This window comes from Polaribacter vadi (genome assembly GCF_018861005.1).
Classification (GTDB): domain Bacteria; phylum Bacteroidota; class Bacteroidia; order Flavobacteriales; family Flavobacteriaceae; genus Polaribacter; species Polaribacter vadi_A.
Genome location: NZ_JAHKQL010000031.1, coordinates 210,520 through 228,476 on the forward strand (window position 1 = coordinate 210,520; position 17,957 = coordinate 228,476).

Consider the following 17,957-nt stretch of genomic DNA (forward strand, 5'->3'; position numbering starts at 1 on the left):
ATTTCAACTAGGTTTTATTTAAAATAACTTTATCTACCAATTAAACTACAAAAATTTTCTTGGTCAATTTTATCTTTCAAAAATTTAATCTCGTTACCTTTTATTGCTATTTGTTCTCCAGTTAATTCAAAAACTACATAACTTGTCTCATCTTCTAATAATGGTACTACACTTGTTAATCTTCCTTCGTTTATTAAACCATAAAGAAAAAGTCTTGATGGATTATTTGAATTTAATTTATAATAAAAAATAGAATGACTATCTAATGAATAACTTTCGTTTCTACATTCTAAATTCATATCTAAATCTACAAATTCAGATGGCTGATTTGGTAAAGTAACATCTATTTCTGTTTCATTTAAACTACAATTATTATAATTTTGATCTAACACAACTACAGAAGTTCCATCAATTAGCTGTGCAGTAATTTTTAACCTTGCCTCTGTTGGAAATTGTTGAAAAGAAAATTGACGATTAAATCCTGTAAAATTTTCATCTCCTAAAGCATCTCCTGTAATTTCAAAAAAATTATTATGAGCTATAAAAACTTCTTCATAATCTAGTAATCTTTCTGGTGCTAATGTACTTGCAACCTGTATTAAATATTTAGTAGCTATACTTGTGTTTTTAAACTTTACATTTAAATTACATGAAGGTATACTTACACCTAATACCCAAAAACTCGATGTTAAATTAGAACCTATGATAGAATCCCCTCCTTCAACAATAACTCTATTGGGTTTATTCGAATCAATATTAGGAATAAATTCTCCATGTAAATCAAATTCATCATTAAAAACAAACATACTAAGGTCTTCCTCTATTTGAGATTTTCTGTTTTCTGAAGATATTTTTGAAGAATTACTAATTTCTTCTGTAGGATTTGGAACTGAAATTTTAAAGGATTTGCTTAAAAACACATCTTCTCCATTTGCTTTTAAATCTATTTTAAAAGTTGAAAAAGGAACTAATTGTTCTCCTTTTTTAGGGTTTAAAAAAGGAGTTATTTCTGAAACAGCACTAAAATTATCATTTTCTAAACCTGAAGCATTAGTATCAAAAGTCTGTAAACTAATAGAAAGATTATTTGTTGAGATAGTATTACCTTCTTTATCTTTTATTAATGTACCCTTTTCTAAAGTAATTTCTAATAAATTTTCAATTTCATTTGGATTTTCTACTTCTATAAGTACTTCTTCTTTTATAACGCCGTTCTCTAAAACAATATCTTTCTCTATAATTTGAATACTTTCTGGAAGGTTTGCTTTTTCTAAAATAGGGATGATAATATTTTGTTCATCCTCTCCATTAAAAAGTAAAGGAATTTCTTTAGTTATAAAACCATCTGCTTCAATTTTCATAATAACAGATTCAGGATTATCAATACTAACTAAAATCCCTCTTTTTAAACCAATTATTACAGAATTATTTTCTAATGAAGATACTCTTTTACCTAAATTAGAAAAAATATCATCTTTTACATTTCCTGAAAAACTTAAATTTATGTTTTTGGGTGATGTCCCTTGAGAATTAGCATTTACAAAAAACAATTGCTTTTTATTTTGAACAACATCTAAGGATAATACAGTATTAAATTCCCCTAAATTTTCAGAGAAATTACAACTAATTGTTAAAACAAATATTACAGAAATAATTAATGAATAAAAAAAATATTTTGAATTCTTCATATTTTAAAATTTATAAGCAAGTTTTAAATTAAGATTAGGGATAAATTTAGCGTCTTGAAAAGTATCTCTAACTAATTGTGCGTTTTCTTCTCCAGATGGGGTTAGTAAACCTCTAGCTGTAAAATTAACCTCTGGGTCAGCTAGATAAAAAGCACCTAATTCTACAGAAATTCCCAATCTTTTTTTAGGGATAGCTCTACCAAAACCAATTCCTAAATACGGTGCTATTCCAGACCATTTTGCATCGGTTATAAAGCCACCTAATTCGTCTTTAGTAAAAGTAATCTCGCCTATAATAATTTCATCATCATAAGCAATATCTAAGTTGATATGTGTTTCAGAAATATAACCTAAACCACCAACTAGCTTAAATGAATATTTCTTAAAAGGGAAATATTCTACAACTACATCGAAAATTTGAGATTCAATATTTGTAGTGACATCAAAATTTTCATCATCTAGAGTAACATCATCAATAACAAAATCTGATATTTTTAAAAAATTACCACCAAATATTAACGTGAAATTTTCGGAGATATTTCTTGCATATTCCACACCATAACCAAGTGAACCAATTTGAATACCTACAGCGTTTTTACTTTCTTTTAAAGGTTCTTGAGCATAAAAAAAAGATGCTATTAAGATAAAAGTGGATAGTAGAAATGATTTTTTTATCATAAATGTAGTTTATAAAACACCAAAATAAAAAAAAACAATGAGATAGTTATATCAATTTCTTACAAAATTAAAAAGGAATTTAACCTACACATTAAACCTAAAGTGCATTACATCTCCATCTTTAACAATATACTCCTTACCTTCTACTCTCATTTTACCAGCTTCTTTTACTTTAGCTTCGCTACCAAAAGTTACATAATCTTCGTAAGCAATAGTTTCTGCTCTAATAAAACCTTTTTCAAAATCTGTATGTATAACTCCTGCAGCTTGTGGTGCAGTAGAACCTATAGGAATTGTCCATGCTCTTACTTCTTTTACACCAGCTGTAAAATAAGTTTGTAAGTTTAATAATTTATAAGCAGAACGTACTAATCTAGAAACACCAGCTTCTTCTAAACCAATATCTTCTAAAAACATTTGGCGTTCTTCATAGTCTTCTAATTCTGTAATATCTGCTTCTGTACCTACTGCTAAAACAATAACCTCGGCATTTTCATCTTTTACAGCTTCTTTTACTTTATCTACATAATCATTACCAGAAACTGCTGAATTTTCATCAACATTACAAACGTATAAAACAGGTTTTGCTGTAATAAATTGCAAAGATTGTACAAACTCAATCTCTTTTTCGTTAAAATCTAAAGCTCTTACAGAAATACCTTGTAATAAAGTTTCTTCTATTTTCAAGAGAACAACTAATTCAGCTTGTGCTTCTTTATTTCCTGTTTTGGCAGTTCTTTTTACTCTTTCTAAACGTTTTTGAACCGTTTCTAAATCTTTTAATTGTAGTTCAATATCAATCGTTTCTTTATCTCTAACAGGATCAATAGAATTATCTACGTGAATAATATTATCATTATCAAAACAACGTAAAACGTGTAAAATAGCATCTGTTTCACGAATATTTGCTAAAAACTGATTTCCTAAACCTTCTCCTTTACTTGCTCCTTTTACCAAACCAGCAATGTCTACAATCTCTACAGTTGCAGGCAATACTCTTTCTGGATTTACCAATTCTTCTAACTTTTCTAAACGTGTATCAGGTACATTCACAACACCTAAATTTGGTTCAATAGTACAAAAAGGAAAGTTTGCACTTTGCGCTTTTGCATTAGATAAACAGTTAAATAAAGTTGATTTTCCTACGTTTGGTAATCCTACAATTCCAGCTTTCATTTAATAATAATTTTGCGAGTGCAAATATAAACGAAGTTTCATAAAACAATGAGTATTAGAAAAAAAACTGATAAATGAATTTGATAAAAACGAAGCTCTGTAAATTACATTATATGTAACAAAATTCAAATATAAAGCAATTTACAATGTAGTTACCAAACAATCTATTACATAAAATTCATCGATTATCACTTTTTTGTAAAAAAAATTAAATTTTAAAGAGTATAATTTTAATCTACAAGTCTTATTAAAAATAAGAAAGGCTAAGTTTTATTTAAAATTTAGTTTAAAACAATTCATTTTCTAATTAAAGTTAATTTTTATGAAACAAAATCAAACATTAAAATTATTTACTATTTTCTTATTTATGATTCCTTTATCATTCTTAGCACAAAATATTAAAGGAAAGGTTACAGACATTTCTGGTGCTAGTTTACCTTTTATAAATATTATAGAAAAAGGCACGTCTAATGGTGTTGTTACAGATGATAATGGAGAATTCTCTATTACAGTAAAAAGTTTACCTACAACATTTGTAGTATCATCTATGGGGTTTGAAACTAAAAACATCAAGGTGAATAGCAATACTTTTTTATCTATTGTTATGAGTGAAGACAATGCTTTAGATGAAGTTGTAGTTGTTGGCTCTAGAAATTCTAAAAGAACTGCAGTAGATACTCCTGTACCTGTAGACATTATTGACGTTCAAGAATTAGCAACAAAAAATGGTAAAGTAGAAGTAAATGATATTTTACAATTTGCTGCTCCTTCTTTTAATGCTACAAAACAATCTGGTTCTGATGGTGCAGACCATATTGTACCAGCTTCATTAAGAGGTTTAGGTCCAGATCAAACTTTAGTTTTAATTAATGGTAAAAGAAGACATCAATCTTCTTTAGTTAATATTTTTGGTACAAGAGGTCGTGGTAATTCTGGTACAGATTTAAATGCAATACCTGCAGCTTCAATTAAAAGAATAGAAGTTTTAAGAGATGGTGCTTCTGCACAATATGGTTCTGATGCAATTGCAGGGGTTATTAATATTGTTTTAAATGATAATACTGATGGTATTTCTGCAGGTATTACATATGGAGCTTACAGTACTGCTGTAGGTGGTGATTATGCACAAGAAATATTTGACACACAAGATGGCTGGGAACCAGAACTTTATAATATAGAAGGAAAAAACAGATTAGATGGTAAAGACAAAAGTTTTGATGGTGAAACCGTTAAAATTGATTTAAACTATGGTGCAAAAATTAATGATTTAGGTGGTTTTGTAAACTTTACAACAGAGTTTTTAACTAAAAATAAAACTTTAAGACCTGGTTTTACTTGGCGTCAAGGTTATGGTAGTGCAGGTTTAGATGGTTTTAATTTTATGGTTAACTCTATTATTCCTGTTTCTGATAAAACTGAAGTTTATGTGTTTGGTGGTAGAAATTATAGAGATACAGACGCTTATGCTTTTTCTAGAAGTAGTTTTGATGATGGTGATAATAGATCTGTACCAAGTATTTATCCTGATGGATTTACACCTAGAATTACATCAATCATTGTAGATAATTCAATCTCTGGAGGTTTAAAACATACTTTAGATAATGGTTGGGAAGTTGATTTTAATAATACTTTTGGTATGAATAAGTTTCATTATTTTATTAAAGATTCTAATAATGCATCTTTAGGTGATGCTTCTCCTACAGATTTTGATGCTGGTGGACACAGTTTATCTCAAAATACAACAGGAGTAGATTTTAGTAAATATTTTGAAGATTATGCTGATGGTATAAACTTTGCATTTGGTTTAGAATACAGAACAGAAAACTTTCAAATTTTTGCAGGTGAAGAATCCTCTTATGGTTTATATGATGATAATGGGGTACTTTTAACAAACCCAGCTATACAAACTGTAGCTACAGATTCTAATGGCGATGTTTTATCTGGTGGTTCACAAGGTTTTCCTGGTTATAGTCCAGATAATGAAGTAGACAGAAGTAGAACAAATTTAGGTGTGTATTTTGATACAGAAATAAACCTAAGTGAAGCTTTTTTATTAAGTGCTGCTTTACGTTATGAAAATTATAGTGATTTTGGTAGTACATTTAACTACAAACTTGCAACAAGATACAAAGTAAATGACAATCTTTCTTTTAGAGGTTCTGTTTCTAGTGGTTTTAGAGCACCATCTTTAGCTCAAATTTATTACAACTTAAAATTCACAAATATTGTAGCAGGTACTTCTGTTCCTTCTTTATTATCAGCAAATAATAGTACAGTTACAAGAGCATTTGGTATTGGAGACTTACAAGAAGAAAAAGCAATTAATACTAGTATTGGTTTTACCTATAAGAAAAACGGTTTTACAGCAACAATAGATGCTTACTCTATTGCTGTTGATGATAGAATTATTTTAACAGATAACTTTACAGATCAAACTATATTAGGTCCTTTAAATGTAGATGCTGCCCAGTTTTTTGCAAATGGTGTAGATACTAAAACAAGCGGAGTTGATATTGTATTAAATTACAAAACTACTTTTGGTAATGACCATAAAATAAACATAGGTTTAATTGGTAATTTAAACGATTTAGAAATTAAAGAAATACATAATGGAGATTTGAATCCGTTTACTTTTTTTAGCGGATTTTCTCAAGCGTATTTAGAAGCTGCTGCACCAGATTATAAGTTTGGTTTAAACTTAGGATATTCTAAAAACAAATTCAATGCAAATGTTACTTTAACTAAATTTAGCGAAGTTCAATTACAAGATTTTCAATGGGTAGATGCTCCACCAACTACACAAGCAGAAGCAGATGCTTTGTATACAGTTGCAACAGATACTTATGAGTCTTTAATTACAACAGATTTAAGTTTAGGATACAAAATTTCTGATAAAGTGAACATTACATTAGGTGCAAATAACCTTTTTAACATCTACCCTACTTCTCAGTTTGATGGTTGGACAGATCAAGGTGGTTTAGCAGATTCTGTTCAAATGGGATCTGATGGAGCTTATTATTTTACAAGAATTAACTTTCGCCTATAAGCATTTAAATAGTCTCCCCAAAAAAGCCTGAACATAAAATGTTCAGGCTTTTTTATTTTAATACTTGCAAATTAAATTTTCAAGCAAGTTCTTTATTTAAAAGATAAATAGTGATAGCTATTTTGAATATATTATTTCATGTAAATCTAAATAAGAAGAAATAATAAAACTCAAGATAGAAAACCGCTTATTAAGATTAAGTTTTTAATTAGTTATAATGAAAACTTAATAGTCATAAAATAATACGTTTCTAATTTATGATTGCAATTTGAAAATCTAACAGTTGTTTTTTTATCAAGAAATAACCTCTAGAAACTAAGTATTGATATTGACTAACTGCTCTAAAAAGCAATTGTAAATTTTCATCAAAATAAGCTTGATTACCAAAATATGACCATTTTTTTGAAAGGTAATTTTCTAAATCATTTTTAATTTCTAACGTAATTACATATTCATAATGCGGATTTTTTAAAATTTCTTTAATTTGTTCTTTCAATATCTTTTCAAGAGGTTCAATACTCGCAAAATTGGATTTAATTTTATCATAAGGCATATTTTCTGAAACAAATTGTAACTTATCTATAATTTCATTACTAATTTCAGTTTTCTTATCAAATTTTTTATCGTACTCAAAGAAATCTCTATACTTGTTTCTAAGCATTAGCTTATCTATTTCTAATTTACAATTGTTATGAAAAAAATTAAAGATATTTATATCATGCTGTTTTTCTTGTGCTATTTTTTCTTTTAGTTCTAAATCTAAATTTGTTAATAATTGTTCTGCTTCTTTCTTTTTATATTTTATTCCATCATAATCGAAAGTCTTTATTTCTGACTCTTTAGTATTAATAAACTTTAAAGTTTCTATATCCGTTTTTAAAGCTAACAATTCATAATTTTTATTTACTTTTTCAATTGAAAACAACTCATCAAAAGTAAAATTAATCTCATTTTCATCTTCTCTTATATCAAATAATATTGGATTTTTATTATCATAAAATTTATTATACCTCTCAGAAAAAGACTCTTCAGAAAAATCTTTTAGCATATTTTCTTTGAACTTATCTAAGGTATTTACTGTTGGTTGTTGTGAATATGTGATAGCTCCAAATATTTTCTGTGTAATGCTTTCTTGCAATTGGTTAATATTATGAAACAAGTTAGATGCTGGATTGTTATTTTCTTCTTTATTTAAAGTATTTACAGTTTCTAAACGCTCTATTCTTTGTTCTATACTTGGGTGTGAAGCCCACTGATTTTCAACATTTAATTTTGACTTGTTGTATTTTGTATACTCTTCTAAAGTAATATCTGGTAGATCATTTTTTAATGGTACTTTATCGTGTTCAGCAATTAAACTCATCAAATAATGATGCTCAAGGTATATATTATTACTTCTAATACTTTCTACAATCTTACCATCATAAAAAGATAAGACATTGTTAAAAGCAACTTCGGCCAATTCTAACCTTAGTAAAGAAGTTTTTAAAGGTATATAACCCGTTATTTGAGCAGCAATTGAATCAGCATGAAACTCCATTTCTTTTGATAGTCCTAAATAATTCTTGTTAAGAAAATTATACAATTGTTTTAGTAGCCACTGAATGCCTTTAATTATTTGAATAGCTATCATTACAAAAATTACGAAATAACCACTAGTCTCCCCAAATTTTCTTACTGATGCATCATAACTATCATTATCATACAACAAGTTAAAAATAATTTGATTTAAGTTGTGAACATAACTACCAACTTTCATTGTTTTCTGACTAAAATGCCCCATTTCATGAGCAATAATTGCTTTTAATTCACTTTCTGTAGTAGCATTAACTAATCCTAGACCAATAAGTAGATTTTTTTTTACAGGAAAAAACATACTCCAAAAACTTGAATCATAAAACACTGCTGCAGTTACATCAGGAGCCAAGTAAACTTTTTTAGGAAAAGACGTATCTACTTCATTAACAAGTTTTTCTATTAACTCAAATAATTTAGGGTGTTGTTTTCTTGTGATTTCTGTAAGATTAGATTTATCTGTCTTATTAGACTTAAACATAAACTTTATTAAAAAAAACAAGACTAATAAGCCTAAACTCCCCAAGCCTAAACCTAAAGCTAAAGTTATTAGACTTGGCCTTAGCATTACAAGTCCTAAAGCTCCATATCCACATGCAATTGTTAGACCAATAGCAAATAAAAAAATAAGAGCATAAACAATTATGAAAATAATAATTGAAATTACAGCTTTTCGGGCATTTGATTTAAATTCTTGAGATAATTCGATTTCTTTATTCATCAATTTTTTTTTTGCAATATATTAAATGTAAATAAAATTTTAGAAAAGGAATCGTATAACTATAAATTTTAATCCATTAATAAATTAACAAAAGCAAACTTTTTGAGTTATAAATAAAAAAAATCCCGAGTTTTAAGCTCGGGATTAATAATTAAAAATAATAATTTAATTTATTCATTATGCATAAAAGCTTGTTTTTCTAATAAAAACTCTTCTGTTTCTACAACATCTTCATCTGGCACACAACAATCTACAGGACATACTGCTGCACATTGTGGCTCATCATGAAAACCTTTACACTCTGTACATTTATCTGGAACAATGTAGTAAATTTCATCCGAAACTGGTTCTTGATCTTCGTCTGCATTTGCTGCTTTTCCTCCTGGCAAAACAACATCACCACTTAAATCTGTACCATCAGAATATTTCCAATCGTCTGCACCTTCGTAAATTGCTGTATTAGGACATTCTGGTTCGCAAGCCCCACAATTTATGCATTCATCTGTTATTATAATTGCCATAATTTTCTTTTCTGTTTTTGTACCTTTGCTTTTGCAAAAATAAAGCCAAAATTATAGACAACCAAAATAAATGAATAGTATTCAAAATAGAATTACTGCATTTGCAAAATTAGGCCACTTTTTAAGTCAATTTTCTGTTGATAAAATAGAAAAACAAGATAATATTGAATATAATGAAATCTTTTTTGATGGATTTTTACATCAAATTAAATTAGCACAAGAAAAAAACTCTTGGTTTACTAAAGATAATATTTTATTCAGTTTAAATAGTTGGTCTAAAAGCTTAACAAAAAACAATTTAATTGATTTTTCTAAAAGCACAAATTTAGATAAAATTCAACCTAAAAAAGTAGCCATAATAATGGCAGGAAATATTCCCTTAGTTGGTTTTCACGATTTTTTATCTGTGTTAATTTCTGGGCATGCTGTGTTAGTTAAACAATCTTCAAATGACAAACATTTATTACCATTCTTAGCTAAGTATTTAGAATATGTAGATGAAACTTTTAAAGGTAAAATTACATTTACAGAAGAAAAATTATCCAATTTCGATGCTGTAATTGCAACAGGTAGTAACAATACTGCTCGTTATTTTGAGTATTATTTTAAAAATAAATCAAATATTATTCGAAAAAGCAGAAATTCTGTAGCTGTTATTACAGGCGATGAAACAATTGAGGATTTTACAAACTTATCTAATGATGTTTTTCAATACTTTGGTCTTGGTTGCAGAAGTGTTTCTAAATTATTTGTCCCTAAAAATTACAATTTTGAAACATTTTTTAACGGAATGTATGCAAAAAAAGAAATTATCAATAATGCAAAGTATGCTAATAATTACGACTATAACAAAGCTGTTTATTTAATGAGTGAATTTGATTTGTTAGAAAATGGTTTTTTAATGATAAAAGAAGATGAGAGTTACGCCTCACCTATTGCTACCATTTTTTATGAATATTATAACAATGAAATCGATCTTAAAATAAAATTACATCAAGATAGAGAAAAAATTCAGTGTATTGTTGCCAAAAACTTTATCGAAAATGAAGTTGGTTTTGGGCAAACTCAACATCCGCAGTTAACAGATTATGCAGATGGAGTGAATACTTTAGATTTTTTAGCTACCATTTAACAATGATAAATACAAAGTTGTAAGATCTTCAACTTTGAAAATTGAATATATAATATTGAACATAAGAGTATGAAAAAACATAATTTTAGTGCAGGACCTTGTATTTTACCACAAGAAGTATTACAAAAAGCATCTGAAGCTATACTAAATTTTAATGATGATAATTTATCGTTAATAGAAATATCTCATAGAAGTAAACCTTTTGTTGCTGTAATGGAAAAAGCGCGTTCTTTAGCTTTAGAATTATTAGGCTTAGAAAACAAAGGTTACAAAGCTTTGTTTTTACAAGGAGGAGCAAGTACTGAATTTTTAATGGTTGCTTACAACTTATTAAATAAAAAAGCTGCCTATTTAAACACAGGTGCATGGTCTGACAAATCTATAAAAGAAGCAAAATTATTTGGTGAGGTTGTAGAAGTTGCCTCATCTAAAGATAAAAAATTCTCATACATTCCTAAAGGGTTTAACATTCCAGAAGATGCAGATTATTTTCACTGTACAAGTAACAATACTGTAGCTGGTACTCAAATACACGAGTTTCCAGAAACGAATGTTCCTTTGGTTTGCGATATGAGTTCAGATATTTTTTCTCGTCAATTAGATTTTGAAAAGTTCGATTTAATTTATGCTGGTGCTCAAAAAAATATGGGTCCTGCAGGTACAACTTTAGTAATTATTAAAGAAGATATATTAGGTAAAGTAGAAAGAGAAATTCCTTCTATGTTAAACTACCAAATTCATATAGACAAAGACTCAATGTTTAATACACCTTCTGTTTTTGCTGTATACGTTTCTATGCTAACATTAGAATGGTTAAAAGATTTAGGTGGAATTAAATTTATAGAAGAAGTAAACAACAAAAAGGCAGCTTTATTATATTCTGAAATAGATAGAAACCCTTTGTTTAAAGGAATTGTAGCAAAAGAAGATCGTAGTACAATGAATGCTACTTTTAATTTAGTTGATGAAAGCCAGAAAGAAACTTTCGATAAACTTTGTGCAGAAGCTGGTATTAACGGAATTAATGGCCATAGAAGTGTAGGTGGTTACAGAGCAAGTATGTATAATGCTTTACCTCTTTATAGTGTACAAGCTTTGGTTGATGTAATGCAAGAGTTAGAAAGAATTTCTTAAGTATTACAAAACAAAAGAAGCTCTTGATTAAAACATAATAATAAAAACAATAAATAAAACTCCTTCCCTTTGGAAGGTTGGGATGGGCCAATGAAAATATTAGCAAATGATGGAATTTCTAAAAGCGGAATAGACGCTTTAGAAAAAGGAGGTTTTGAAGTAATAACAACAAAAGTAGCTCAAAGTCAGTTAGAAAATTATATAAACGATAATAATATAGATGCAATTTTAGTTAGAAGTGCAACACAAGTTCGTCAAGAATTAATAGAAGCTTGCCCTTCTTTAAAATTAATTGGAAGAGGTGGTGTTGGTATGGATAATATTGATGTAGAATATGCTATAGACAATGGTTTACATGTTATAAACACACCAGCTGCATCTTCTAGTTCTGTTGCAGAATTAGTTTTTTCTCACTTATTTGGTATGGTTCGTTTCTTACATTCATCTAACAGAGAAATGCCTTTAGAAGGCGATACTCGTTTTAAAGAATTAAAAAAGGCTTATGCTCAAGGTATTGAATTGAGAGGCAAAACTTTAGGTATTATAGGTTTTGGTAGAATTGGTCAAGAAGTAGCAAAAATTGGATTAGGTTTAGGTATGAATATTATTGCTACTGATGAGTTAGTAGAAAGTGCACCAATTACCTTAGATTTTTTTAACGGACAAAAAATTAGTTTTCAGATTGATACTATTGATAAAAATGAATTACTAAAAGAGGCAGATTTTATTACATTACACGTACCTGCTCAAGATGATTACATAATTACTGAAACAGAATTCGATAAAATGAAAGATGGAGTAGGTATTGTAAATGCTGCTAGAGGTGGAATTTTAAACGAAGTAGATTTAGTAAAAGCCATAGAAAGTGGCAAAGTACAATTTGCTGGTTTAGACGTTTTTGAAACAGAACCTACACCTGCAGTACAACTTTTAATGAATACAGAAATTTCTTTAACACCACATATTGGTGCAGCAACTAAAGAAGCACAAGACAGAATTGGTATAGAATTAGCCAAACAAATCATTGAATTATTAAGATAATTATAAAAATTCTCGATACAATTTTTGGATCAAATCATTATTTAAATGATAATATAAAATTGTATCGAGATTAATTTTAAAGTTTTAAATGATAAAAGAAAATTTAGAGAATATAAAAGCAACTTTACCAGAAAATGTAACTCTAGTTGCAGTTTCTAAAACCAAGCCTATAGAAGATTTACAAGAAGCTTATAACACTGGTCAGCGTATTTTTGGAGAAAATAAAATTCAAGAAATGGTTGATAAATATGATGCTTTGCCAAAAGACATTAAATGGCATATGATTGGCCATTTACAAAGTAATAAGGTAAAATATATGGCTCATTTTGTTGATTTAATTCACGGAGTTGATAAATTAAAGACGCTAAATGTAATTAACAAAGAAGCTAAAAAACACAATAGAATTATAAATTGTTTATTACAAGCTAAAATTGCCAAAGAAGACAGTAAATTCGGTTTATCATTTAATGAAATCGAAACAATTTTATCAGCAAAGGAAACAGAAGCACTAGAAAATATTAAGATTGTTGGTTTAATGGGTATGGCTACTTTTACTGATAACAAAAATCAATTAAAAGAAGAATTTTTATCACTCAAAAACTTATTTAATCAACTAAAAACCAAATACTCAAGTTTAGAAATTCTTTCTATGGGAATGAGTGGAGATTATAAACTAGCAATCGAAAATGGAAGCACGATGATAAGAGTTGGTAGCTCAATATTTGGTCATCGTAATTATAATCAGTAAATTTAAAAAAAATTAAAGAAAAAGAATTTGTACGCTATTTTAGATATTGAAACCACAGGTGGTAAATTTAATGAAGAAGGCATAACTGAAATTGCAATTTATAAATTTGATGGTCACGAAGTTGTAGACCAATTTATATCTTTAGTAAACCCAGAAAGAGAAATACAACAATTTGTAGTAAAACTTACAGGCATCAACAGTAAAATGTTGAAAAACGCTCCGAAATTTTTTGAAGTAGCTAAAAGAATCGTAGAAATTACAAAAGATTGTATTTTAGTTGCTCATAATTCTGCTTTTGATTACCGAATTTTAAAAACTGAATTTCAACGTTTAAGTTTCGACTATCAAAGAAACACTTTATGTACAGTAGAATTAAGTCAAGAATTAATTAAAGACCAACCTTCTTATAGTTTAGGTAAATTAACTAGGTCTTTAGGAATACCAATTGCTGACAGACACAGAGCAAATGGAGATGCTTTAGCTACAATTCAATTATTTAAATTATTATTAGAAAAAGATACTAAGAAAGAAATTATTCAAAACTCTATTAAATATTTTGATAAAAGAGTTGAGAAAGAAAAATTAAAAACTTTAATAGAAGAAATTCCAAGAGTTTTAGGTATTTATTTCATTCATGATACTAATGGAAAAGTAATTTTTATTGGTAGAGGAAAAAATATAAAATCAGAAATAAATAAACTTTTTCTAAAAACTACGAGACGTGCTGTAAAAATTCAAGAAAGAGCCACTTCTGTTTCTTACAATAAAACTGGTAACGAATTATTTACACGTTTAAAATACTACATAGCTTTAGAGTCTATATCTCCAAAATTTAATTTTAAAAAGAAGTTTAAGCTTACCCAAGATAACTTTAATAATGATAATTTTTTAATTATTGAAAAAGGTAGAGAGCTAGAAGAAAATGCTGTTATTCTTATTGAAGATAATACAATTTGTTGTTATGGCTATACAAATTTAGCTTATCAAGAGAATAATGTCGATATTTTAAAATCTGTACTTACAAATATCGATTATAAAGAAATTGCTAAAACTATTGTTAAAAATTACTTAGATAAAAATAAAGTTCAGAAAATTATCAGGCAATAAAAAATGAAAAAACTACCTCTAATTCTATTATTACTTGTTACAATAATAGTAAATGCGCAATCAGAAAAATCATCTAAAATGGGACAAACAACCATAGGTGAATTACAAATGAAGGTTTATGATAAAGATTCTACTGCAGCAGCTGTAGTTTTATATGAACATGCCAATGTTTATTTAGATCCAAAAAACGATTACAAAACAAGAACAGATTATTATTATAGAATAAAAATATTAGATAAATCTGCTTTTGATTTGGCTAACATTACTTTAGAACTCTACAAAGAAAAAAAAGTTTCAGATATAAAGGCAATTACATACAATAGTTCTGAAATTGGTTCTTTAAAAAGAACATATTTAGCTAAAGATAAAATTTTTAAGGTAAATGAAACCGAAAATTGGACTACACATCGTTTTACTTTACCAAACATAAAAGAAGGTTCAGTTATTGAATATTCTTACAGTATTATTTCTCCTTATTTTGGTATTTCTGATTGGAATTTTCAATCTGATATTCCAAAAATAAAAAGCGAATTTGATGCTGCAATTCTTGGAAACTATAAATATAACATTAGAATTATCGGTTTTTTAGAACTAGATAAAAACGATTCTTCTATCAAAAAAAATTGTGTAGATATAGAAGGTTTAGGTCCTGGTGCTTGTAGAGTTTATTCTTATGGTATTAACAACATACCTGCTTTTAAAGAAGAAGATTATATGTTAAGCAAAAAAAACTACGTATCTCGCTTATCATTTGATTTAGAATCTTATACTAGCCCAAGAGGAGTTATAGAAAAATACACAACCACTTGGAAAGAGGCTGACAAAAAATTAAAGAAAATATTTTTAAACAATCAAACTTCTAAAAAAAGTTTTTTTAAAAAGAGAATTCCAGAAGAAATTTTATCTATGAATAATAATTTAGATAAAGCAAAAGGTATTTATAAATTTATACAAAATCATTATACTTGGAATGAGAAATACTGGAATAATGAAGATGAAAAAGTAAAAAAAGCTTTTGATAATAAAATTGGTAGTGCAGGCGAAATTAATATGTCTTTATACAACGCTTTAAGTGCTGCAGAAATTCAAGCAGATTTAGTAATTTTATCAACGAGAGAAAACGGAATTCCTACAAAACTTTACCCTGTAATTTTTGATTACAATTATGTAATTGTTAAAGCAACCATAAATGAAAAAGAATATTTTTTAGATGCAACTGATCAATTTTTACCTTTTGGTGAGGTTCCTGTAAGAACTTTAAATGGAGAAGCAAGAGTTATCAATTATAAAAAAGAAAGCAGTTGGGTAACCTTAAAACCTAAATACAAATCTTATAAAAATGTAACTGCTAAATTAACTTTGAGTGAAGATGGTGAATTTTCAGGTAATCTTTTAATTAGAAAGCAAGGATATTCAGCAAAAAAACAAAGAGAAAAATTAAGTTCTTTAACAGAAGAAGATTATTTAGAAGAATTTGAAGACGACAACCCAGATGTAGAAGTAGATGATTATAAAGCTAGTTTTCTAGACGAATTAGATAAACCATTACAAGAAATTTACACTGTAAGTATTATGATGGATGAAGATTTAAGCAGAAAAACAAGAATAAACCCTTTCTTTTTTGAAAGAATGAAAGAGAATCCATTTACTTTAAAAGATAGATATTATCCTGTTGATTTTGGTTATGCAAGTAAAAATAATTTTGCATTGAGTTTAAAGATTCCTGAAACTTACAAAATTACTCAACTACCTAAAGAAGTTGCAATTTCTTTGCCAAATAAAGGTGGTATGTTTGTTTTAAAAATAGTTAAAAAAGAAAATATTATAACTATTTATACTCGCATTAACATCAGTAGAAGTTCTTTTAGCTCTAATGAATATTTTGCTTTAAAAGAATTTTTTAATCAAATAGTAATTGCAGAGAGCTCTTACATCATTCTAGAAAAAAAATAATTTTATTTTTATTAATATAATAAGGCTATTTCTATTTTTATAGTATTTTAGCTACATATAATTTATGAGTCAAGAACAATTAATCTTACAATTTCAGCAAAAGGACGTAAAGGCCTATGAAAAACTATACAATATGTATTGTGATAGTATTTCTGGAGTTGTAAATAATATTGTTAAAAATGATGATGTTACTCAAGAAATTACTCAAGATGTTTTTATAAAAGCCTGGAATAAAGCTGATACTTATTCTTCTAAAAAAGGCCGTTTTTTTACTTGGTTATTAAACATAGCAAGAAATGCAGCTATAGATTATACCCGTTCTAAAAAATTTAAACAATCTAAACAAAACCTTAATGCAGATTTTTTCGTAGATATATTAGAAACCAGTAGTAACTTAGATAAATCTACAAATACAATTGGTTTAAAAGAATTTGTAACAAAATTAGGTGAAAAATGTAAAGCTGTAATTGAGTTGATATACTTTAAAGGTTTTACACAAAAAGAAGCATCAGAAGAATTAGATATGCCTCTTGGTACCATAAAAACAAGAAATAGAACTTGCATTGGCGAATTACGTACAATGTTAGGAGAATAAAAATGGATAGTAAAGACTACATAGCATCTGGAATTTTGGAACTTTATGTTGCAGGATCACTTTCTGAAAAAGAAAATCAGGAAGTATACGAAGCTATGCAAAAATATCCTGAAGTTTTAGCAGAAGTACAATCCATAGAAAATGCGATTGTTAAATTAACTGCTTTTTCTAAAAAGGATAGTGCTTATTCATTTGATAGTATTAAAAATCAATTAAAAGTTGAACAACCTAAAGTAATTCCGATTTCGAAACCAAAAACAAATTGGTTACAATATTCTGGTTGGGCAGCATCTCTATTAATTGGTAGTATTTTAATTTTTACACTTTCTAAAAACAATCAATTAAAACAACAAGTTGCATCTGAAAAAGAAGTATTAGAAGCACAAATTGATAGTGCATCTACTAATTTAGCTGCTGCAGAAAAATTAATTGAAGTATTTAGAGACAAAGACATAATTTCTGTACCATTAGCTGGGCAAACAGTTTCACCTACGTCTTATGCTAAAGTATACTGGGACAAAAAAACAAACTCTATTTATTTAGATGCTAAAGGTTTACCAGAACCACCAAAAGGAAAAGTTTACCAAGTTTGGTCTTTAAAACTAAGTCCATTAACACCAACAAGTTTAGGTACTTTAGACAGTTTTACTGCGGATAATAATAAAATATTTACCATTACTAATGCAAACGAATCTGAAGCATTTGGTATTACTTTAGAGCCAGCAGGTGGTAGCCTCTCTCCTACTTTAGAGCAATTGTACACATTAGGTGCAGTTTCATCTTAAAACCTTTTTCACTTTTTTTATTGTTGATTATAGCTTCATCTTTAAAATGATTTTATA

The 17,957-nt window shown here is 27.8% G+C and carries 14 protein-coding genes; 9 read left to right on the plus strand and 5 right to left on the minus strand.

The features are described 5' to 3' along the window. Positions 1–29: 29 nt before the first annotated feature. From KO506_RS13870 to ychF, 3 genes are all read right to left on the minus strand, one after another. Positions 30–1,688: a hypothetical protein gene (locus KO506_RS13870; RefSeq protein WP_215995516.1), complete on the minus strand. Its 1,659-nt coding sequence runs from the start codon at positions 1,686–1,688 to the stop codon at positions 30–32. 3 nt (positions 1,689–1,691) lie between these two features. Then, positions 1,692–2,366 (minus strand): hypothetical protein, encoded by a 675-nt coding sequence (locus tag KO506_RS13875; protein WP_215995517.1) that lies wholly within the window; start codon positions 2,364–2,366, stop codon positions 1,692–1,694. An 84-nt stretch (positions 2,367–2,450) separates the two neighbouring features. Further along, complete coding sequence (ychF, locus tag KO506_RS13880) at positions 2,451–3,542, minus strand: redox-regulated ATPase YchF (protein ID WP_215995518.1); 1,092 nt, start codon at positions 3,540–3,542, stop codon at positions 2,451–2,453. A 322-nt stretch (positions 3,543–3,864) separates the two neighbouring features. On the opposite strand from ychF, the gene KO506_RS13885 reads away from it, so the two are divergent. Continuing rightward, complete coding sequence (locus KO506_RS13885) at positions 3,865–6,588, plus strand: TonB-dependent receptor (protein ID WP_215995519.1); 2,724 nt, start codon at positions 3,865–3,867, stop codon at positions 6,586–6,588. 250 nt (positions 6,589–6,838) lie between these two features. On the opposite strand, the gene KO506_RS13890 is transcribed toward KO506_RS13885, so the two are convergent. Beyond that, positions 6,839–8,884 carry a M48 family metallopeptidase gene (locus tag KO506_RS13890; RefSeq protein ID WP_215995520.1) on the minus strand — a complete coding sequence of 682 codons (2,046 nt, stop codon included), beginning with the start codon at positions 8,882–8,884 and terminating at the stop codon, positions 6,839–6,841. Positions 8,885–9,054: 170 nt separating this feature from the next. Then, complete coding sequence (locus tag KO506_RS13895) at positions 9,055–9,405, minus strand: 4Fe-4S dicluster domain-containing protein (RefSeq protein ID WP_215995521.1); 351 nt, start codon at positions 9,403–9,405, stop codon at positions 9,055–9,057. Between the two features lie 70 nt (positions 9,406–9,475). Between KO506_RS13895 and KO506_RS13900 the strand changes: the two genes are divergently transcribed. From KO506_RS13900 to KO506_RS13935, 8 genes are all read left to right on the plus strand, one after another. Beyond that, positions 9,476–10,537: an acyl-CoA reductase gene (locus KO506_RS13900; RefSeq protein WP_215995522.1), complete on the plus strand. Its 1,062-nt coding sequence runs from the start codon at positions 9,476–9,478 to the stop codon at positions 10,535–10,537. Positions 10,538–10,606: 69 nt separating this feature from the next. Further along, positions 10,607–11,671, plus strand: a complete 1,065-nt coding sequence (gene serC, locus KO506_RS13905; protein WP_215995523.1) for a 3-phosphoserine/phosphohydroxythreonine transaminase — start codon at positions 10,607–10,609, stop codon at positions 11,669–11,671. Between the two features lie 90 nt (positions 11,672–11,761). Then, a complete protein-coding gene (locus tag KO506_RS13910; protein WP_215995691.1) occupies positions 11,762–12,712 on the plus strand; it encodes a D-2-hydroxyacid dehydrogenase in 951 nt (316 codons plus the stop codon). 88 nt (positions 12,713–12,800) lie between these two features. Next, positions 12,801–13,460 (plus strand): YggS family pyridoxal phosphate-dependent enzyme, encoded by a 660-nt coding sequence (locus KO506_RS13915; RefSeq protein WP_215995524.1) that lies wholly within the window; start codon positions 12,801–12,803, stop codon positions 13,458–13,460. Positions 13,461–13,487: 27 nt separating this feature from the next. Continuing rightward, a complete protein-coding gene (locus KO506_RS13920; protein ID WP_215995525.1) occupies positions 13,488–14,567 on the plus strand; it encodes an exonuclease domain-containing protein in 1,080 nt (359 codons plus the stop codon). 3 nt (positions 14,568–14,570) lie between these two features. Beyond that, positions 14,571–16,520, plus strand: coding sequence for a hypothetical protein (locus tag KO506_RS13925; RefSeq protein ID WP_215995526.1), 1,950 nt, complete (start codon positions 14,571–14,573; stop codon positions 16,518–16,520). A 64-nt stretch (positions 16,521–16,584) separates the two neighbouring features. Continuing rightward, positions 16,585–17,115, plus strand: coding sequence for an RNA polymerase sigma factor (locus tag KO506_RS13930; protein ID WP_215995527.1), 531 nt, complete (start codon positions 16,585–16,587; stop codon positions 17,113–17,115). Between the two features lie 2 nt (positions 17,116–17,117). Further along, positions 17,118–17,900 carry an anti-sigma factor gene (locus tag KO506_RS13935; RefSeq protein WP_215995528.1) on the plus strand — a complete coding sequence of 261 codons (783 nt, stop codon included), beginning with the start codon at positions 17,118–17,120 and terminating at the stop codon, positions 17,898–17,900. The last annotated feature ends 57 nt before the right edge of the window (positions 17,901–17,957 follow it).